Here is an 18,505-nt window from a genome sequence, read left to right as displayed (position 1 = left end):
CGGACCGGCCCTCCTTGAGTTAGGCAATTATAGATGGCGGCAATAATGGGTCAAGAGGTCGGACCGGCTGGGCGGGGCCACCCATGAGGTAGGGTTGACCTGCATGATCACGCGGTTCACCGCGGGGCAGGCATCGGGACGTGGCGCAGCTTGGTAGCGCACTTGACTGGGGGTCAAGGGGTCGCAGGTTCAAATCCTGTCGTCCCGACTGAAGACAGTCACAGGTCAGGGCCGGTTTCGGAGAGATCCGAAACCGGCCCTTGATCATTTCGCGAGCGCGGTGCGCGCAGCACAATCCTGCGCAGGACGTGGAGTTGAACTCCGGCGTCGGCGAACCAGGTGGGTGCACTCCCCCGGGAGTGTTTCGCGGGGGCTGCTGCGGGCGGCGTGCGGCGGTGGACCCGCGGGGGCCAAGAGGTCGGCGTGCGACCGGCAGTGGGCGGTGGGTCGCGGGGCCGCACCGCGCAGTCGGCTCGTCCCAGCTCGGTCCGGCCCGGCCCCACCCGCCCTCAGTGAGCCACCAGCAACCCCCGCCCCCGCAGCACCCGCCGCTCCAGCGGGCTGAAGATCAGCAGGTCGATGGCGATTCCGACGAGGAGGATCAGGAAGATGGCCAGGAACACCTGAGGCATGCTGCTGTTGTTGCGGCCGTTCTCCAGCAACTGGCCGAGGCCGACGCCGAGATCGGGGGAGGAGGCGATGATCTCGGCGGCCATCAGTGAGCGCCAGGAGAACGCCCAGCCCTGCTTCAGGCCGGCGAGATAGCCCGGGAGCGCCCCCGGCATCACGATGTGCCAGGCCTCGCGCAGCCCGGTCGCGCCCAGGGTCCGACCGGCGCGCAGGAACAGCGGGGGGATCTGGTCGATGCCCGCGACGAGGCCGTTGGCGATGGACGGGACCGCGCCGAGCAGGATCACGGCGTACATCATCGAGTTGTTGAGGCCCAGCCAGAGCACGGCCGGCGGCACCCAGGCCACCGACGGCAGCGACTGAAGGCCCGACAGGATGGGGCCGATGGCCGCCCGGACGAACCTCACCCGGGCGACCAGCAGACCGAGCGGCGTACCGATGGCGAGAGCGAGGAGGAATCCGAGGAGGCCGCGAGAGACGGATGTCCAGATGTAGTCGAGCAACGTGCCCTGGAGCCAGGCCTCGCGGACCTCGCCCCACACGTCGGACGGCGAGGCCAGCTTGTAGTCGGGGGCGACCTCGGCCCACACCAGCAACTGCCAGACCACCAGCACCAATGCGACAGCGGTGACGGGCGGCAGCACCTTGCGGACCAGGGTCTCGCGCAACGGCGTACGGTCCACCCGTACCGAATCCAGCGCGTCGAGCCCGGCCTCAAGTCCCGCCAGATCGTTGGGATCCTGCGGCGCCCCGGCCGTCTCGGAGCCGTCCTTGGTGACGTCGACCTTGATGTCGACGCGGTTGTCAGTGCCGGCCATGGCGGCGGATCTCCCCACGCAGTTCTTCGGTGATCTCGACGGACAACTCGGCGACTTCGGTGTCCTCGATGCGGCGCGGATGCGGGATGTCGACGGTCCATTCCCGGGCGATGCGGCCGGGCCGTGAGGACAGCAGCACCACACGCTGGGCCAGGCGGACCGCCTCGCGCACGTTGTGTGTGACGAACAGGACGGACACGCCCGTCTCGCGCCAGATGCGGGTCAGTTCGTCGTGCAGGACGTCACGGGTGATCGCGTCCAGTGCGGCGAACGGCTCGTCCATCAGCAGCAGCCGGCTGTCCTGGGCCAGCGCCCGGGCCAGGGCAACCCGCTGCCGCATGCCGCCGGACAGCTCGTGCACCCGCTTGCCGTACGCCCCTTGCAACCGGACGAGTTCGAGCAGCCGCTCCGCCTCGGGGCGGCGTTCCGTCTTGGCGACCCCGCGCAGCTTGAGCGCGAGCTCGATGTTCTTGCCGGCGGTCAGCCAGGGGAACAGCGCGTGTTCCTGGAACATGAGGGCGGGCCGGCCGTCCGTGCCGATCGAACCGGCGGACGGCCGATCCAGCCCCGCGACCAGGTTCAGCAGCGTCGACTTGCCGCAGCCGGAGGCCCCCAGGAGGGTGACGAACTCGCCGGGCGCGACATCGAGCGTGATGTCGTCGAGGACGAGTTGCTGCCCGGCGGGGCCGGCGAAGGACTTCGAGACATGCTCGACACGGGCGGCATACGTCACCGCCGCGGCGTCCTCGGCGACCTTCGCGGTCGTGGCCGTCAGGGTGGCCATGGTCGTCACCTCCTGGGAACTGGGCGGATGCGGTGGTTACTTGACGCCGAGACCGGCGTCGTCGACCTCGTCCTTGCCGTCGGCCTTGAGGACCTTGTTGAGCGGCGTGAGGTCGTAGATGCCCTTCAGATCGGGCTCCTCCAGCAGGCCGGCCTTCACCGCGTGCTCCGCTTCGCTGTCGAGGGTCGCGGCCAGCGGGTCGTCGAGGAAGGTGATCGACTTCCACGCCGGGTCGATGACCTCGGCGGGCAGGGCCTTGCCGGAGAGCTCCTCCAGGGCCTTGTTCGCGGAGGCCTTGGCCTTGTCCGGGTTGGCGTTGATCCACTCGTTGGTCTTCACCGAACCGCGCAGCAGGGCTTCGACGACGTCCGGGTGCTCCTTGAGGAACTCCTGCCGCACGATGATGTTCGTGATCACGAACTTCTTGTCCGGCCACAGGTCGGCCTCGTCGAGCAGCACCTTGCCGCCCTCGGCGACCAGCTTGGACGCGGTCGGCTCCGGCACCCACGCACCGTCGATCGAGCCGGACTTGTAGGCGTCCGGCGTGATCTTGTTGTCGGTGCGGACGACGGAGACGTCACCCTTGCCGCTCTCCGCGTCGACCTTCCAGCCCTGCTCGGAGATCCAGTTGAGCAGCGCCACGTCCTGCGTGTTGCCGAGCTGCGGCGTGGCGATCTTCTTGCCCTTGACGTCCTTGAGGGACTTGATCTTCTCCGGGTTGACGACGAGCTTCACCCCGCCCGAGGCCGACCCCGAGATGATCCGCAGGTTCTTCCCGGCCGCCTTGGTGTAGCCGTTGATCGCGGGGGACGGGCCGATCCAGCCGATGTCGATGGAGCCGGAGTTCAGCGCCTCGATCTCTGACGGCCCGGCGTTGAACGTCGAGGGCTTGATCGTGGTGCCGCCGAGCTCCTTCTGGAACAGGCCCTCCTGGACGCCCACCAGCGCGGTGGCGTGCGTGAGGTTGGGGAAGTAGCCGATCTTCACCTCGTCGACGGAGAGCTTCTTGGCGTCCGCCGCGACCTCGGCCTGCTTGCCGTCGTCGGTGGAGTCGGCGCCGTAGCCGCAGGCGGTCAGCAGCAGAGGGAGCGCCGCTATGGCGGCGAGGGTGCGCAGGGTGGTGAGCGGTCTTGCGGCAGACACGGAGGTGTCCTCTCGGAATGAGTGGCAGGTGAGTGACAGGGGAGTGCGGAGTACGTCGGAGAACGGCGGCGCTTGCGCGGAGCACGGGCAGGCTCCGCGAACGGCTTCAGACGAGCCGACAGATGGCGCTGGACGTACGCGCGAAATCGATGTGGCGACGCGAGGTCAGAAGGGGCCGGACGAGGCCTGCGTGATCGCGCACAGTCATGGCCACCCCCCCATCCCACCGATTCCTAGTTTTCCTACCTGGTTGATGGGGATCGTGGCAGAAGGTGGCGCTCACCCCAAGAGGGATTTCACATAGTGGACGTTGCCATCTCTTCCTTTGGGAACTGCGAGCTCAGGGCGCACAGCAATGCACGCGCCACGGCGTCGTTCTGGCGGAAGGCGGGGGCGTTCGTGCGCGGGCGGGCGAACGCGGCGACGGCCCGGCTGTTGGTGGGGGCGCCGAGGGCGATACGGCGTGGGTGCGTGCCGCCGAGAGACGGGTCGAGGACGTGGCCGTCCGCGGCGGAGACGGCCAGCAGGCCGGACCGGTGGGTGTGAGTGGGGTCGGCGATGACCTCCTCGGTGAGGGCGCCCACCCGGTGCAGGTCACGCAGGAGGGGGTCCTCGGTGCGGTCGAGGGAGGGGCGGGGCAGATACGCCTCGATCAGGGCGGTGGCGTGGAGCGTGTGCCCGGGAACGGTGGAGCCGGCCGCGGTGAAGGTGCCGGTGGCCTCGTCGGTGCCGATCCGGATGCCGGCGCCCAGGAAGCGGACGACCCCGGCCCGGGACAGGGCGAGCAGCTGGCGCAGCCGGAAGCCGGGCGGCCCGGAGGCCAGGAAGCTGAAGAACCCGTGCCACCAGCCGTCGAGCTGCTCGGCGACGGACCGAGCGGTCAGCCGTCCGCCGGCCACCAGGCGGGGCAACTGCCCGTAGATGGAGAGCAGCGCGAGGAACGCCCCGAGGTCGGCGCTGAACTCCGGGTCCTCGCGGCGGGCGACGTCCCGTGCGATCCGCTCCCGCAAGTGCGCCTGGAAGGCGTCCGGCGCGGGGAACGCGAGACCGTCCAGGGGGTGGTCAAGTGTCTCGAAGTCCAGCCGGTCCGCCGGGTCGGGTACGGCCGCGGCGACGAGGTCGGCCATGTCGTCGGCGTACCAGTCCAGACGGTCGTAGGCGGCGACGAAGTCCGGCCAGGGGACGACGGTGCGCTCGGGGTGGGCGTGGAAGAGCTCGTGGTAGTGGCCGAAGCCGATCTCCTTGGCCATCAGCGGCCACACATCGCGCCGCAGATCCAGCGGGCGCCCCTCGACGAGCAGCGCGTCGACCGCTTCGGGACCGAAGTGCCGGGGCAGCGGTGGCCTGGGTCCCTGGAGCTGGTAGCGGGTCTTGGAGTGGTACGGCACTCCCCGCCGCGATCCGACGTGGAGTACGGGCTCGCGACCCGACGGCAGGTAGGTGAGGCTGCCGTCGGCCTCGGTGCGGTAGGTGCCGCCGCGGCCCTCGGTGAGCAGGGCCATCAGGTCGATGAAGGCGAGCCCGAAGCCGCGCAGGACGACGTGCTCGCCGGGCCGCAGTGCGGACAGGTCGGCGTCGGCGGAGAACTCGGGCGGCAGGTGGAAGCGGCCGTGGCGGCGGGCGAAGGCGGCGTGGGCGCGGTGTTCCGCGGCTGGGGTGGAGCCGATGTGTCCCTGGGCCAGGACCACCAGGTCGGCGGTGAGGGGTGTGGCGCGGTCGGCCAGGTGCACGTGCTGCGGGCCGTCCGGGGGACCGGTGACCGCGGTCGCGGTCGTGCGGTGCCACTCGACCGTGACGGTGGGCGGCAGCTGGGCCAGCGCCCTGCGGAACACCCAGTCCAGATAGGCGCTCTGGGCCCGGCGGGTGGGGAAGTCCGTACCGCCGAGCGAGCGCAGTTCGGCGAGCACCTCCGGGTCGGCGGGCTCGGCGTACGGCGCGTGGCGCGGACCCCGGCCGGAGAACTGGGCGGCCCACTCGGCGAGCGACGGTCCGGGCCGCACCGGACCGTCGATGGTGGACGACTCGTCGGTGAACATCGTGACGTCCTCCGCCATCGAGTTCATCCGCAGCAGCGCGGACTGTTCGTCCCGCCATACCCGACCCGGCCCGGGCGGATGCGGGTCGACCAGATGGATGCGCAACTCCCCCTCCCCGTCCCACAGTTCGGGGGCGTTTGCGCCGATGCGCTCCAGCAGGCCCGTGGCCCGCGGGCCGGCGCCCACGACGACCAGGACCGACGTGGCAGGGCTGCCGCTCACCGGTCACCGCCGATCGCCGGGCGGGCGTCTGCCGCCGTCGCCGCCCGCAGCCGCAGGCGCACGGCGGTCAGGTGGCCGCGCAGTCGCTGGAGCGGAGTGGGCGGCAGCGTGCGGGAGTTGCCGCGCGCGTAGTACCGCTCGACGTAGAACTGGCCCGCGCTCAGCACCGTGGTGACCGCGATGTACCACAGGGTGGCGACCATCAGCAGCGGGATGATCTGGTACGTCTGGTTGTAGATCAACTGCACCGAGTACAGCAGGTCGTGCACGGCCAGCACGCTGACGATGCTGGTGCCCTTGAGGGTGCCGATCAGCATGTTCCCGGCCGTCGGCACGATCGAGCGCATCGCCTGCGGCACGACGATCCGGCGCAGGGTGCGGCGTCTGCTCAGCCCGAGTGCCTGGGCGGCCTCGGTCTGCCCGGCGTCCACGGAGAGGATGCCGCCGCGCACCACCTCGGCGGCGTAGGCGGTCTCGTGCAGGGTCAGGCCGATGACAGCGGTGAGGGTGGGCCCGAGCAGATTGACCGTCTTGAAGGTGATGAATTCCGGGCCGAACGGGATGCCGAGGCCGAGCGTCGGATACAGGGCGCCGATGTTGAACCAGAACAGCAGCTGCACCAGCAGGGGCGTGGACCGGAAGATCCACACATAGCCCCAACTCAGGGTGCGCAGCACCGGGTTGGCGGAGAGCCGCATCACGGCGAGCAGGGTGCCGAGCAGAAAGCCGAGCACCATCACCACAGCGGTCAGCCACAGCGAGAGCAGCAGTCCGTCGAGCACGGCGGCCGTGGTGAAGTACCGGCCCACCACATCCCATTGGAAGGCGTCGTTGCGGATCACGGAGTTGAGCACCATCGCGAAGAACAGCAGCGCGACGGCGGCGGTCAGCCACCGGCCCACGTGCCGGCGCGGGACGATCCGAGGCGGGTCGACGTCGACCAGCGGGGGGCTCTTCGTGGCGGGACTGGAGGTGAGATCGGGCGACGTGACCATGAGGAGGCTCTCCGGGGGAGGGAACGCAGGCGTGGGTGACCCCAGGGCACTCGGTGCGGCCGGGGCCGGCGTCATCACGCTCGCCACGTCCCTCAACGCGGCCGGAGAGGCTGCCGCGCAACGCGGAGCCGATCCGGCGTCGATCGTATGTGCCCATGCCATCGATGTGTCAACAGCGGGCCGGGACGCGGATGTCCGGGCGTTCCGGCATCCGGGAGCTGCTTGACGGGGAGCACGATGTACTGCTCAATTGGTCGCATGACTGCCCAGCAGCGCTTGGTCTCGCGCGATTACATCGACTTCGGTCGAGTGTGGTCCGCGGCGTGTTGCGCCTGACTCGGCAGCGGGCCCTCTGACCGGCCCTTCCCTCCCTCGGTGACCCCGTCGCGGGCCGAGTTCTCCTTTCTTCGCGCGCTGCCGCAGCACCACATTCCGACGCTTTGCGTCGTCACGCTCGCATTGAATTCACTCGCCCGTTCACCTCTGCGTACCAGGCGGTTCAGCCTGCCCGCACGCGCATGTCCCGAGAGGTCATTCCCATGCCCGTGGAGTTCCTCGGTATAGCCGCCACCAACAACGGCTCCGAAACCACCCCGCGCTCCGGCGCCGCCTTCGACAAGGACTACACGCTCCGCCTCGCCCGGGCGCACGAGGACCACGGCTGGGACCGGGTGCTGTTCGCCTACGGCTCGGGATCGCCGGACCCCGCACCGGCCGCCGCATACATCGCGAGCCGGCTGGAGCACCTCCAGATCCTGCTCGCCCACCGGCCCAACGTCTCGTACCCCACCTTCGCCGCGAAGACGTTCGCCACCCTCGACCAGATCAGCGAGGGCCGGCTGACCGTCCACTTCATCACCGGCGGAAACGATCACGAGCAGGGCCGCGAGGGCGACACGCTCACCAAGGACGAGCGCTACACCCGCACCCGCGAGTACATCAGTGTCGTCAAGAAGATCTGGACCACCCACGAGCCGTTCGACCACGAGGGCGAGCACTACCGCTTCCGCGACTTCGTCAGCGACGTCTTCCCGGTCCAGCAGCCCCGCCCCAACGTGTCGTTCGGCGGTTCGTCGCCCGCCGCGCTGGCCGCCGGAGGCGCCGAGGCCGACATCTACTGCCTCTGGGGCGAGCCCCTGGCGAAGACCGCCGAGCAGATCGAGAACGTGAAGGCCGCCGCGAAGGCCGCGGGCCGCACCGACGTGCCGCGCATCCAGGTCGCCTTCCGCCCGATCATCGCCCCGACCGAGGAGCTGGCCTGGGAGAAGGCGCACCGCACGGTAGGTGCGATCAAGGCTCGCAGGGAGCGGGGCGAGGCGATCACCAAGCGTCACAACGGACACGTGCAGCCGCAGGCTGCACCACCTCAGAACGTCGGCTCGCAGCGCCTGATCGCCATCGCCGAGGCCGGGGAGCGGTACGACCGCGCCCTGTGGACCCCGACCGCCGCCGCGACCGGCGGCGCGGGCAACTCCAACGCCCTGGTCGGCACCCCGGAGACGGTCGCCCAGGCGCTCCTCGACTACTACGACCTCGGCGTCGACATCCTCTCCGCCCGCGGCTACGACCTGCTGGGCGACGCCATCGACTTCGGCCGGCACGTGATCCCGATCGTGCGCGAGGAGGTCGCCAAGCGCGACGCCGAGCGGGCAGCGAGCGAGGCGCGGACGCCGGTGGCGGTGAACGCATGACCTCCGCACCCGAGTTGACCGTCGTTCACGTACCGGTGTCCGACCCGCGCGTGAGACCGTTGCTGAGCGAGCTCGGCCACGAGTACTCCACGCGCTACGGCAAGGACGCGCACGCCGAGATCTCCCGCTACCCCGACGAGGAGTTCACCGAACCCCACGGCGGCCTGCTCCTGCTGCTGCTGGAGGGCGGCGAGCCCGTGGCGGGCGGCGCCTTCCGCAGATACGACGCGACCACGGCCGAACTGAAGCGGATCTGGACGCACTCCGCCCACCGCCGACGCGGCCTCGCCCGCCGCGTCGTAGCCGAACTGGAACGCGAAGCGAGCGTCCGGGGATATCGCCGCGTGTACCTGACCACCGGTCCACGCCAGCCCGAGGCCCGCGGCCTGTACCTGGCCACCGGCTACACACCGCTGTTCGACACGGAGGCCGACCCGGAGACCATCGGCCCGCTGCCCTTCGAGAAGCACCTCGCAGTGCAGGAACACACGGGAAAGGCCCCCGCCCAGTGAACATCCGCACGCTCAGAACCCGTCTGCGCGGCACCGCCGCCCTCGCCCTGCTGCCCCTGCTCGCGCTGACGGCCTGCGGCTCCGGCGGCACCGGCGGCACGGCGGCGGTCGGTGCCGAGGCCTCGCCCGCACCGACCGACGACCCGGTGGCCGCCGTCCGCAAGGTGGACTCCGCCGCCGCCCTGCTGCCCGCCGACGTTCGCAAGGCGGGCAAGCTGCGCGTCGGCAGCTCGATCGGATTCCCGCCCGGGGCCTACTACCCGAACGGCACGGACAAGGCGTCAGCCGGCCAGGACATCGACCTCGCCGACGCGGTGGCGAAGGTCCTCGGCGTCGGGCTGGAGCGTCAGGACGCGTCCTTCGAGACGATCCTGCCCGCCCTCGGCAGCGGCAAGTACGACTTCGGTACAGGCAACTTCGGCGTCACCGCCGAGCGTCTGAAGACCATCGACTTCGTCACCTACATCAACGACGGCCAGGGTTTCGCGGTGAAGAAGGGCAACACCGCCCTCAAGGCGAAGGTCACCGACCTCACCCAGCTGTGCGGGCTGACCATCGGCACGGGCGCCGGCACCACCTTCGAGGCGACTCTCACCGCGCAGAAGGGGGTGTGCGCGAAGGCCGGCAAGAAGCCCTACGACGTCAAGGTCTACTCGGAGAACGCGGCCACGCTCACCGCGCTCCAGCAGGGCCGTATCGACGTGATCATGTCGACCATCAACGGCCTGCGCCACCAGGCGGCACAGCCCGCATCGCGGACGGCCTTCCTCGGGGAGTTCCACCGCCTCGACGTCGGCTTCGCGTTCAAGAAGGGCTCCCCGCTCACCAAGGCCTTCCGGGCCGCCGTCAACGAGCTGATCGAGAACGGCACCTACGCCCGGATCCTCAAGAAGTGGGGCACCTCCGCCTCCGCGATCGACACGTCCCGGATCAACCCGCCCGAGCACACGTGACACGACCTACGGAGAAGACATGAGCGACGTCATGGTCGACGTCCACGGCGTTTACAAGAGCTTCGGCCCGCTGGAGGTGCTGCGCGGCGTCGACCTGCGGGTCCGCGCCGGCGAGGTCACCGTGATCCTCGGTCCGTCCGGCTCCGGGAAGTCCACGCTGTTGCGCACCATCAACCACCTGGAGAAGGTCAACCGTGGCTGGGTCAGCATCGACGGCGAGCTCATCGGCTACCGCCGCTCCGGGAACAAGCTGCATGAGCTGAAGGAGAAGGAGGTCCTGAAGCAGCGCACCGACATCGGGTTCGTCTTCCAGAACTTCAACCTCTTCCCGCATCTGACCGTGCTGGAGAACGTCGTCGAGGCTCCCGTCTCCGCGCTGCGCCGCCCGCGCAAGGAGGCGGAGGCGACCGCTCTGCGGCTCCTCGACCGGGTCGGCCTCGCGGACAAGGCCGACACCTACCCACGCCGGCTCTCCGGCGGCCAGCAGCAGCGCGTGGCCATCGCCCGCGCGCTCGCCCTGGAACCGAAGGTGCTGCTCTTCGACGAGCCCACCTCCGCCCTGGACCCGGAGCTGGTCGGCGAAGTCCTCGACGTCATCAAGGACCTGGCGGGCAGCGGCACCACCATGATCGTCGTGACCCACGAGATCGGCTTCGCCCGCGAGGTCGCCGACACCGTGGTGTTCATGGACGGCGGAGTCGTGGTGGAGCAGGGACCGCCCGCGGAGGTCCTGGACAACCCGCGGCAGGAGCGCACCCGCACCTTCCTCGCCAAGGTCCTCTGAAGAAGCGCGAACCCCAACTCGGCGCCGAATACGCTCCGTTGACACCATCACACCCAGCGTGTTTGCATCGCGCCATGCCACCGCTGGAGCCTCTGACACGCCGCCGTGCCGTGGACCTCGTCCGCGTGGCCGCCGCGCTGTGTCGGTTCCCCGGCTGACGCATGCTCTCCCGGCCACGCCTCCCACAGTCGTACCCACTGGTGTCGTTGGCTGGCAGCCCGACTCGCGCTGTGCCGCAGCGCCCTCACGCCCGGTCTCACCCTCCGGCCTGACCATCGATGACGAGGACCCGTCATGCCCGCATCCCCTGCACCCTCGCCCCGTCCCACGTCCCGCGTCGACGAGAGCGCCTACGACCGCCGCAGACTGCGCCAGTGGCTCGCCGGCGATGCCCGGGCGGACGGGGTCAGCCGCCGCCGGCTGCTCACCCTGCTCGCCGCCACGGCGGCCGCGACCGCGCTGCCCGCGCCGCGTCCGGCGCAAGCGGCCGGCACTCCGATCGTCAAACCGCTGCCGCCCGAGTGGTTCATCCAGCGTGGCACCAACGCCGAGACCCGCTGGGAGGCGCTGCGCGGAACGGGACATCACACCCCCAACGAGCTGTTCTTCGTGCGCAACCACACGGCGACACCTGTTCTGGATGCCGCCGACTGGCGGCTGAGACTCTGGGGTGACGGGCTGCGCGGCAAGCCCGCCGAGGGCCGCCCGGTCGAGTTCGGGTACGACGATCTGCGCGCCCTGCCCGCCGTCACCCGGACCGCGTTCGTCGAGTGCGCCGGAAACGGCCGCAGCTACTACACCACCCAGCAGCAGGAAGCGGTCTCCGGAACCTCGTGGACGCTGGGCGCGGTCGGCGTGGCGCGTTGGCGCGGCGTACGCCTCGCCGACGTACTGCGCAAGGCCGGGCTGTCCCCGTATGCCGTGGACCTGCAGCCGCGCGGGCTGGACGCCGAGTACGTCAGCGGTGGCGAGAGCCTCGGCCGGGTGCGCCGGCCGCTGCCGTTGGCCAAGGCGCTGGACGACGTCCTGCTCGCCTACGAGATGAACGGCGAGCCGCTGCCGTACGACCACGGGTATCCGGTGCGGGTGCTGGTGCCCTCGTGGGTGGGGATCGCGTCGATCAAGTGGGTCGGCGACATCGAGGTGTCCGCGCAGCCGCTGTTCTCGCCGTGGAACACCACCTTCTACCGGCTGTTCGGCCCCGCCCACCCGCAGGAGGGCAGCGCGCCGGTGACCCGGCAGACCATGAAGAGCGTCTTCGAGCTGGCGAGCGGCGCGACCTTCCCGGTGGGACGGGGACAGGTGCTGCACGGTCGCTCCTGGTCGGGCGCGGGCGCCGTCGCGCGCGTCGATGTCAGCACCGACGGCGGCGCGAACTGGCGCAGGGCCCGGCTGCACGACCGGCCCCGAGCCGACACCTGGACCCGCTGGTCCGTCACCTGGAAGCCCGACGCGACCGGTGCCACCCACCTCCTGGCCCGTGCCACCGACACGGCCGGTCGCCGCCAGCCGGACGTCGCCGTGCCCAACACCCAGGGCTATCTGTTCGACGCGGTGGTCCGGCATCCGGTGACCGTGATCTGACCGGGCAGCTGCACGGCGGGGCGCTTCACGAAGGGCCGGTTCACGAAGGGGCGCCGTGCGCCCGCGCGTTGCGCACGAACAGCCCGCGCAGATCGCGGACGGCCCGGGGAACCGGGCCGGCCGGACGGCTCTGCAGCACCAGAAGCACGTCGGTCGCGTCGCCGGCGAGCGGCCGTACGGTGATCGCGCCCCGCCGCTCCAGCAGGTCCCCGATGACACTGAAGTCGGGCAGCACGGTCGCCCCCAGTCCCTCGGCGACCATCAGCTTGCCCATCTCGGGGCACGCTCATGATGTGCGGCAGCAGCTCCCGCCCCTCGTCGCTGACCTTCGCACCGGACCGCTTGCGCTCCAGCAGGTCAACGCCGAGCTCACGCTCCAGATTGCGCACCGTCTCGCTGAGCGCCGGCTGGGACAGATGCAGTTCCTCGGCGGCGCGCCGCAGCGAACCGAGTCGCGCGACGGCGGCGATGTATTCGAGCTGTTTGATACGCACGCCAGGAGCGTGACCCGGGCCGCGCGCCGCGTTCAAGTGAAGCCCTGTCACAACCTCGTGAATACCGACTCTCAGCATGTGGAATCCCAACCGGGCATTCTTGACCTGCCGGAGTACCCGCTGCTTTGATCGATGGCATGAAGCGACAGGACCTCACGCGGCGACGCCATGTCGACCTCGCGCGTGTCTCCAGCTCCTGCTGTCGCTGTCGGGTCTGAGCGCACCGAGGGAAACCCTCGCACTCGCGCCGCTCTCTTCGCGCATTTCACTGCCGGTCGATTTCCGCGGTGATTTCGGCTTTCCCCGGGACGGCGATTCCGCACGCCTGAATCCCGATCACTGAACACGTTTCCCTGCCACGCACGCGCCCTGTTCGCGTGCGCAGTCATGCCAGGAGTTCCCCATGCCCGTACCGCCCGGATCCGACCCCCTGCGCTTCGCCTACTGGGTGCCGAACGTCAGCGGCGGCCTGGTCACCAGCACCATCGAGCAGCGCACCGACTGGGGCTACGACTACAACCGCGAGCTCGCCGTCCTCGCCGAGAACAACGGCTTCGACTACGCCCTCAGCCAGGTCCGCTACATGGCCGGCTACGGCGCCGAGTTCCAGCACGAGTCGACCAGCTTCAGCCTCGCCCTGCTGCTCGCCACCCAGCGCCTGAAGGTCATCGCCGCCGTACACCCCGGTCTGTGGCACCCCGGCGTCCTCGCCAAACTCGGTGCCACCGCCGACCACCTGTCGAACGGCCGCTTCGCCGTCAACGTCGTCAGCGGCTGGTTCAAGGGCGAGTTCACGGCCCTCGGCGAACCCTGGCTGGAGCACGACGAGCGCTACCGGCGCGCCGAGGAGTTCATCAGCGCGCTGCGCAGGATCTGGACCGAGGACCACGCCGAACTCGCCGGGGACTTCTACCGGGTACGCGACTTCACCCTCAAGCCCAAGCCGCTCAACACCCCCGAGCGGCCGCACCCGGAGATCTTCCAGGGCGGCAATTCCAGCGCCGCCCGCGCCATGGCCGGCCGTGTCTCCGACTGGTACTTCAGCAATGGCAAGGACTTCGACGGCGTCACCGAGCAGATCAACGACGTCCGCGCCTCCGCCGCCCGAGCGGGCCGCAGCGCACCGAAGTTCGGGCTCAACGGCTTCCTCATCGCCCGCGACACCGAGGCCGAGGCCCGCGAGACGCTCCGCGAGATCGTCGCCAAGGCCAACACCGAGGCCGTCCACGGCTTCCGCGACGCCGTCCAGCAGGCCGGTCCGTCCACCGCCGACGGCAAGGGCATGTGGCAGGACTCCAGCTTCGAGGACCTGGTCCAGTACAACGACGGCTTCCGCACGGGTCTGATCGGCACGCCCGAGCAGATCGCCGAGCGGATCGTCGCCTACAAGCGGCTCGGCGTCGACCTCTTCCTCCTCGGCTTCCTGCACTACCTGGAAGAGGTCGAGTACTTCGGCAAGCGGGTGTTGCCCCTCGTCCGCGAACTGGAGGCCCAGGAGGCCGAGTCGGAGCCCGTCGCCGCCGCCCACGCCTGACCGCCATCCGCATCCGCTCCCCCACACGAGACGAAAAGGGGTTCCCATGAGCACCGCCACACCGGCCGACTGGAAGACCGCCCCCACCCCGAAGGACACCGAGGGCTGGCTCGCCCGTGCCGCCGAGGTCGCCGCAGTCCTCGCCACCGACGCCGCCGCCCGCGACAAGGCCGCCGCCACCCCGTACGCCGAGGTCCAGCTGCTGAAGGACGCCGGCCTGGTCACCCTCCTCGGACCCGTCGAGCACGGCGGCGCGGGCCAGGACTGGCCCACCGCCTACCGCGTCGTCCGCGAGGTCGCCAAGGCGGACGGCTCCATCGGCCAGCTGCTCGGCTACCACTACCTGTGGAACTGGGCCGCCCGGCTGGTCGCCACCCGCGAACAGTGGGAGCACGTGGAGGCCGAGGCCGCCCGCAACCAGTGGTTCTTCGGAGGCGCGGTCAACCCGCGCGACGAGGACGTGGTGGTGAAGGACGAGGGCGACACCCTCACCTTCACCGGCCGCAAGTCCTTCTCGACCGGCAGCAAGGTCTCCGACGTCACCGTGCTCGAAGGCGTCCTGGAGGGCACCGACGACCACGTGTTCGCCATCGTCCCGTCCGACAGCGAGGGCCTGATCTTCCACGACGACTGGGACAACATCGGGCAGCGCCTCACCGAGAGCGGCGGCGTCACCCTCGACGCCGTACGCGTCCCCTGGTCGGCCGCCGCGGGCTATGTGGACAAGAGGTTCCGGCCGCGCGTCTACAACACCCTGAACGTGCCGACCATCCAGCTCGTCTTCGTCAGCTTCTACCTCGGCATCGCCGCAGGCGCCCTGGAGACCGCCGCCGGCTACACCCGGACCAAGTCCCGCGCCTGGCTGCACGGCGGCCACGAGCACGCCGTCGACGAGCCGTACGTCATCGACACCTATGGCGATCTCACCGCCAAGCTGTGGGCCGCCGAAGCGCTGGCCGACGCCGTGGCCGCCGAGGGTCAGAAGCTGCACGACGACCCCGACGCGGTCACCGAACGGGCCCGCGGCGAGTTCGAGGTGCGGGTGGCCGCGGTGAAGGCCCGCGCCACCGATGTGGCCCTGGAGGTCACCAACCGCATCTTCGAGGTGACCGGCGCCCGCGCCACCGCCTCCGCCGAGGGCCTGGACCGCTTCTGGCGCAACGTCCGCACCCACACCCTCCACGACCCCGTCGCCTACAAGCGCCGCGAGATCGGCCGCCACGTCCTCACCGGCGAACTGCCGCAGCCCACCTGGTACTCCTGAAAGGTCCTCCCATGGCCACCATCCTCTCCGTCTCCGGCAGCCCCTCCGCCACCTCCCGCACCGCGCGCCTGCTGCGTCACCTGGACGACCGGCTGATCGCCCAGGGACACGACGTGATCCCGCTCGACGTCCGCGCGCTCCCGCCGGAGGCCCTGCTGCACGCCCAGTTCCGGCACCCGGCGATCGTCGAGGCCACCGCCCTCTTCGAGCAGGCGGACGGCATCGTGATCGGTACCCCCGTCTACAAGGCCGCCTACTCCGGCCTGCTGAAGTCGCTGCTCGACCTGCTCCCGCAGTACGCGCTGGCGGGCAAGACGGTCCTGCCGCTGGCCACCGGCGGCACCACCGCCCACGTCCTGGCCATCGACTACGCCCTGCGCCCGGTCCTGAACTCCATGGGCCCCGCCCACATCACGCCGGGCTGGTTCACACTCGACAAGGAGATCACCGTCGCCGACGACGGCACCCTGACCGTCGCGCCCGGCGCCGCCGAGGCCCTGGCCCAGGTCACCGACCAGTTCTCGCTCGCCCTCGGTGGCCGCCCGACGGTGCTGGCGGCCACCGGATGACCGCGGCGACCGTGCTCGCCGGCGACGCCGAGGCCCTCGGCGTCGCCGCCGAACTGGCCGCGGACTTCCGCAAGGACGCCGCCGAGCGGGACGCGCGGCGCCGGCTTCCGCACCCGGAACTGGAGCGGCTGTCCGCCTCCGGGCTGCTGGGTGTGACGGTGCCCGCGGAGTTCGGCGGTGCGGACGTCCGTACGGAGACCCTCGCCGAGATCTTCCGGCTGCTGGCCTCGGCGGACGCCAGCCTCGCCCAGATCCCGCAGAGCCACTTCGTGTACGTGGGCGTGCTGCGCCGGCAGGGGACGCGGGAGCAGCAGGAGTTCCTCTTCGGCGAGGTACTGGCGGGAAAGCGGTTCGGCAACGCCCAGTCCGAGGCGGGCACCAGCCACGTCCAGGACATCCGTACCCGGCTCAGGCGCCGCCCGGACGGCTCGTACGTCCTCGACGGCGTCAAGCACTACTCGACCGGCGCCCTGTTCGCCGACCGGACCCGTCCTCGCCCGCGCCGACGACGACAACCTGCACGTGGCGTACGTGCCGCGGGACGCACCCGGCCTCACGGTCGTGGACGACTGGGACGGCATGGGCCAGCGCACCACCGCCAGCGGCACCGTCCGCCTGGAGTCGGTGCCCGTGCCCGCCGCCCGCGTGGTGCCGCACCACCTCACCTTCCGGGGGCCTCAACTCCACGGCGCCGTGGCCCAGTTGCTGCACGCGGCCATCGATGCGGGGATCGCCGCCGGAGCGCTGGCCGAGGCCGTGGAGTTCGTCCGCACGAAGAGCCGCCCCTGGTTCGAGAGCGTCGACGAAGGCCACGCCACCGCAGCCGACGACCCGCTGCTGATCCAGCGCTTCGGCGAACTGGCGATCCGGGTACGGGCCGCCGACGCGCTGCTCGTCACCGCGGCACGCTCCGTGGACGCCGCCCGCGCCGACCTGACCGACGACTCGGCAGCCGAGGCCTCGATCGACGTGGCAGCCGCCAAGGTGACGGCGGCGGAAGCGGCCCTGGAGGTCGGCAGTGCCCTCTTCGAGGTGGCCGGCACCCGCTCCGCCCTCGACTCCCTGGGCCTGCACCGCCATTGGCGCGACGCCCGCACCCACACCCTGCACGATCCGGCCCGCTGGAAGGTCCAGCACATCGGCCGCTACGTGCTGAACGGCACCAGGCCGCCCCGGCACGGCCTGCTCTGACGAGCGTTCCCCTCAACCACCTCCCCGATCGGAGCCCCGCGTGTCCCTGACCTTCCACTGGTTCCTGCCCACCAACGGCGACAGCCGCCACGTCGTCGGCGGCGGCCACGGCACCCCCGCGACGGCATCCGGCCGGGACCGGCCGCCGACGGTCGCCTACCTCAGCCAGATCGCCCGCGCGGCAGAGGACCTGGGCTTCGTCGGCGCGCTCACCCCCACCGGCGCCTGGTGCGAGGACGCCTGGCTCACCACCGCCATGGTCAGCCAGCACACCGAGCGTCTGAAGTTCCTGGTCGCCTTCCGGCCCGGCTTCGTCTCGCCGACCCTCGCGGCGCAGATGGCGGCCACCTTCCAGCGGCAGTCCGGCGGACGGCTCCTGCTGAACGTCGTCACGGGCGGCGAGAACCACGAGCAGCGCGCCTACGGCGACTTCCTCGACAAGGACGACCGGTACCGCCGTACCGGTGAGTTCCTGCAGATCGTGCGGGAGTTGTGGGAGGGCAAGACCGTCGACCTGGTCGGCGAGCACCTCCAGGTCGAGGACGCGAGGCTGGCCCGGGTGCCCGACCCGGTCCCGGAGGTGTACTTCGGCGGCTCCTCACCGATCGCCGGGGAGATCGCCGCCCGGCACGTCGACGTCTACCTCACCTGGGGAGAGCCGCCGGCCGCCGTCGCCGAGAAGATCGCCTGGGTCCGGGCGCTGGCCGAGAAGGAGGGCCGCAGCGTCCGCTTCGGCATCCGTCTGCACGTCATCACCCGGGACACCGCCGAGCAGGCGTGGGCGGAGGCCGGGCGGCTGCTGGCCGGCTTCGACACGGAAACCGTGCGGGCCGTACAGGCCGGTCTCGCCCGCAGCGAGTCCGAGGGGCAGCGGCGCATGCTCGCGCTGCACGGCGGCAGCAGCGACGACCTGGAGATCTACCCGAACCTGTGGGCCGGGATCGGGCTGGTGCGTGGCGGGGCGGGCACCGCGCTCGTCGGCAGTCACGACGAGGTCGCCGAGCGGATCGCCGAGTACCACCGGCTGGGCATCGACGAGTTCGTGCTCTCCGGCTATCCGCACCTGGAGGAGGCGTACTCGTTCGGCGAGGGCGTGCTGCCGCGACTGGAGGCGCAGGGGCTGTGGAGCCACCCGTTCCGCAGCGCGACGGCACCTCGCCCCGAGGCTCAGATCCCCTTCGCTGAGCGGTAATCGGCCACGAGGGACACATATTCCCTAGATTTCCTATCGAATTACTAGGGAAGTGTTGACCCTGGTCGGTGGAGCGAGTGAGGATGACGCTGACCCGGTCGGCCGGGCA

At 70.6% G+C, this 18,505-nt stretch carries 16 protein-coding genes, 1 tRNA gene and 2 pseudogenes; 12 read left to right on the top strand and 7 right to left on the bottom strand.

Going from position 1 to position 18,505, the window contains the following annotated elements:
- The first annotated feature begins 134 nt into the window (after positions 1–134).
- Positions 135–208 (top strand) — tRNA-Pro (locus OHT51_RS05940).
- 301 nt (positions 209–509) lie between these two features.
- Here OHT51_RS05940 and OHT51_RS05935 read toward each other — a convergent pair.
- The 6 genes from OHT51_RS05935 to OHT51_RS05915 all read right to left on the bottom strand — a co-directional run bounded on the left by OHT51_RS05935 (position 510) and on the right by OHT51_RS05915 (position 6,703).
- Positions 510–1,448 carry an ABC transporter permease gene (locus OHT51_RS05935; RefSeq protein WP_328877826.1) on the bottom strand — a complete coding sequence of 313 codons (939 nt, stop codon included), beginning with the start codon at positions 1,446–1,448 and terminating at the stop codon, positions 510–512.
- Positions 1,435–2,232: an ABC transporter ATP-binding protein gene (locus OHT51_RS05930; protein ID WP_328877825.1), complete on the bottom strand. Its 798-nt coding sequence runs from the start codon at positions 2,230–2,232 to the stop codon at positions 1,435–1,437. Before OHT51_RS05930 ends, OHT51_RS05935 begins: the two co-directional genes overlap by 14 nt.
- A gap of 36 nt (positions 2,233–2,268) precedes the next feature.
- Entirely contained in the window at positions 2,269–3,375 is a 1,107-nt protein-coding gene (locus OHT51_RS05925) for an ABC transporter substrate-binding protein (protein WP_328877824.1), read from the bottom strand.
- 106 nt (positions 3,376–3,481) lie between these two features.
- A complete protein-coding gene (locus OHT51_RS43310) occupies positions 3,482–3,583 on the bottom strand; it encodes a putative leader peptide (protein ID WP_363034319.1) in 102 nt (33 codons plus the stop codon).
- Positions 3,584–3,671: 88 nt separating this feature from the next.
- Positions 3,672–5,633 carry an FAD/NAD(P)-binding protein gene (locus tag OHT51_RS05920; protein WP_328877823.1) on the bottom strand — a complete coding sequence of 654 codons (1,962 nt, stop codon included), beginning with the start codon at positions 5,631–5,633 and terminating at the stop codon, positions 3,672–3,674.
- Positions 5,630–6,703 carry an ABC transporter permease subunit gene (locus OHT51_RS05915; RefSeq protein ID WP_443052700.1) on the bottom strand — a complete coding sequence of 358 codons (1,074 nt, stop codon included), beginning with the start codon at positions 6,701–6,703 and terminating at the stop codon, positions 5,630–5,632. Before OHT51_RS05915 ends, OHT51_RS05920 begins: the two co-directional genes overlap by 4 nt.
- Before the next feature lie 464 nt (positions 6,704–7,167).
- On the opposite strand from OHT51_RS05915, the gene OHT51_RS05910 reads away from it, so the two are divergent.
- From OHT51_RS05910 to OHT51_RS05890, 5 genes are all read left to right on the top strand, one after another.
- Positions 7,168–8,319 carry an LLM class flavin-dependent oxidoreductase gene (locus OHT51_RS05910; RefSeq protein WP_328877821.1) on the top strand — a complete coding sequence of 384 codons (1,152 nt, stop codon included), beginning with the start codon at positions 7,168–7,170 and terminating at the stop codon, positions 8,317–8,319.
- Positions 8,316–8,831 (top strand): GNAT family N-acetyltransferase, encoded by a 516-nt coding sequence (locus OHT51_RS05905; RefSeq protein ID WP_328877820.1) that lies wholly within the window; start codon positions 8,316–8,318, stop codon positions 8,829–8,831. Before OHT51_RS05910 ends, OHT51_RS05905 begins: the two co-directional genes overlap by 4 nt.
- Before the next feature lie 2 nt (positions 8,832–8,833).
- A complete protein-coding gene (locus OHT51_RS05900; RefSeq protein WP_443052699.1) occupies positions 8,834–9,784 on the top strand; it encodes an ABC transporter substrate-binding protein in 951 nt (316 codons plus the stop codon).
- 19 nt (positions 9,785–9,803) lie between these two features.
- Complete coding sequence (locus OHT51_RS05895) at positions 9,804–10,568, top strand: amino acid ABC transporter ATP-binding protein (protein WP_328877818.1); 765 nt, start codon at positions 9,804–9,806, stop codon at positions 10,566–10,568.
- Positions 10,569–10,862: 294 nt separating this feature from the next.
- Entirely contained in the window at positions 10,863–12,152 is a 1,290-nt protein-coding gene (locus OHT51_RS05890) for a sulfite oxidase (protein WP_328877817.1), read from the top strand.
- Positions 12,153–12,192: 40 nt separating this feature from the next.
- Here OHT51_RS05890 and OHT51_RS05885 read toward each other — a convergent pair.
- A pseudogene (locus OHT51_RS05885) lies at positions 12,193–12,646 on the bottom strand (LysR family transcriptional regulator).
- Positions 12,647–12,783: 137 nt separating this feature from the next.
- Between OHT51_RS05885 and OHT51_RS43305 the strand changes: the two are divergent.
- The 6 genes and pseudogenes from OHT51_RS43305 to OHT51_RS05860 all read left to right on the top strand — a co-directional run bounded on the left by OHT51_RS43305 (position 12,784) and on the right by OHT51_RS05860 (position 18,396).
- A complete protein-coding gene (locus OHT51_RS43305) occupies positions 12,784–12,864 on the top strand; it encodes a putative leader peptide (RefSeq protein ID WP_351078001.1) in 81 nt (26 codons plus the stop codon).
- Positions 12,865–13,049: 185 nt separating this feature from the next.
- Positions 13,050–14,180 (top strand): dimethylsulfone monooxygenase SfnG, encoded by a 1,131-nt coding sequence (gene sfnG / locus OHT51_RS05880; RefSeq protein WP_328877816.1) that lies wholly within the window; start codon positions 13,050–13,052, stop codon positions 14,178–14,180.
- A gap of 46 nt (positions 14,181–14,226) precedes the next feature.
- Positions 14,227–15,444 carry an acyl-CoA dehydrogenase family protein gene (locus OHT51_RS05875; protein ID WP_328877815.1) on the top strand — a complete coding sequence of 406 codons (1,218 nt, stop codon included), beginning with the start codon at positions 14,227–14,229 and terminating at the stop codon, positions 15,442–15,444.
- Positions 15,445–15,455: 11 nt separating this feature from the next.
- On the top strand, positions 15,456–16,013 hold the full coding sequence (gene ssuE, locus OHT51_RS05870; protein ID WP_328877814.1) for an NADPH-dependent FMN reductase: 558 nt from the start codon (positions 15,456–15,458) through the stop codon (positions 16,011–16,013).
- Positions 16,010–17,204, top strand: a pseudogene (locus OHT51_RS05865) (SfnB family sulfur acquisition oxidoreductase). The gene ssuE and the pseudogene OHT51_RS05865 overlap by 4 nt, the downstream one beginning before the upstream one ends.
- 40 nt (positions 17,205–17,244) lie before the next feature.
- On the top strand, positions 17,245–18,396 hold the full coding sequence (locus OHT51_RS05860; RefSeq protein ID WP_328877813.1) for an LLM class flavin-dependent oxidoreductase: 1,152 nt from the start codon (positions 17,245–17,247) through the stop codon (positions 18,394–18,396).
- The last annotated feature ends 109 nt before the right edge of the window (positions 18,397–18,505 follow it).

Source organism: Streptomyces sp. NBC_00299, assembly GCF_036173045.1.
GTDB classification, from domain to species: Bacteria; Actinomycetota; Actinomycetes; order Streptomycetales; family Streptomycetaceae; genus Streptomyces; species Streptomyces machairae.
The sequence above is the reverse complement of the archived record's forward strand: the minus strand, read 5'-3'. Positions and strand labels throughout refer to the sequence as shown.

Bases quoted from the DNA above. Each gene is read 5' to 3' on its own strand.
- OHT51_RS05935 (WP_328877826.1), bottom strand. From the start codon at position 1,448: ATGGCCGGCACTGACAACCGCGTCGACATCAAGGTCGACGTCACCAAG.
- OHT51_RS05930 (WP_328877825.1), bottom strand. From the start codon at position 2,232: ATGGCCACCCTGACGGCCACGACCGCGAAGGTCGCCGAGGACGCCGCG.
- OHT51_RS43310 (WP_363034319.1), bottom strand. From the start codon at position 3,583: ATGACTGTGCGCGATCACGCAGGCCTCGTCCGGCCCCTTCTGACCTCG.
- OHT51_RS05915 (WP_443052700.1), bottom strand. From the start codon at position 6,703: ATGACGCCGGCCCCGGCCGCACCGAGTGCCCTGGGGTCACCCACGCCT.
- OHT51_RS05910 (WP_328877821.1), top strand. From the start codon at position 7,168: ATGCCCGTGGAGTTCCTCGGTATAGCCGCCACCAACAACGGCTCCGAA.
- OHT51_RS05905 (WP_328877820.1), top strand. From the start codon at position 8,316: ATGACCTCCGCACCCGAGTTGACCGTCGTTCACGTACCGGTGTCCGAC.
- OHT51_RS05895 (WP_328877818.1), top strand. From the start codon at position 9,804: ATGAGCGACGTCATGGTCGACGTCCACGGCGTTTACAAGAGCTTCGGC.
- OHT51_RS05890 (WP_328877817.1), top strand. From the start codon at position 10,863: ATGCCCGCATCCCCTGCACCCTCGCCCCGTCCCACGTCCCGCGTCGAC.
- OHT51_RS43305 (WP_351078001.1), top strand. From the start codon at position 12,784: ATGAAGCGACAGGACCTCACGCGGCGACGCCATGTCGACCTCGCGCGT.
- sfnG (WP_328877816.1), top strand. From the start codon at position 13,050: ATGCCCGTACCGCCCGGATCCGACCCCCTGCGCTTCGCCTACTGGGTG.
- OHT51_RS05875 (WP_328877815.1), top strand. From the start codon at position 14,227: ATGAGCACCGCCACACCGGCCGACTGGAAGACCGCCCCCACCCCGAAG.
- ssuE (WP_328877814.1), top strand. From the start codon at position 15,456: ATGGCCACCATCCTCTCCGTCTCCGGCAGCCCCTCCGCCACCTCCCGC.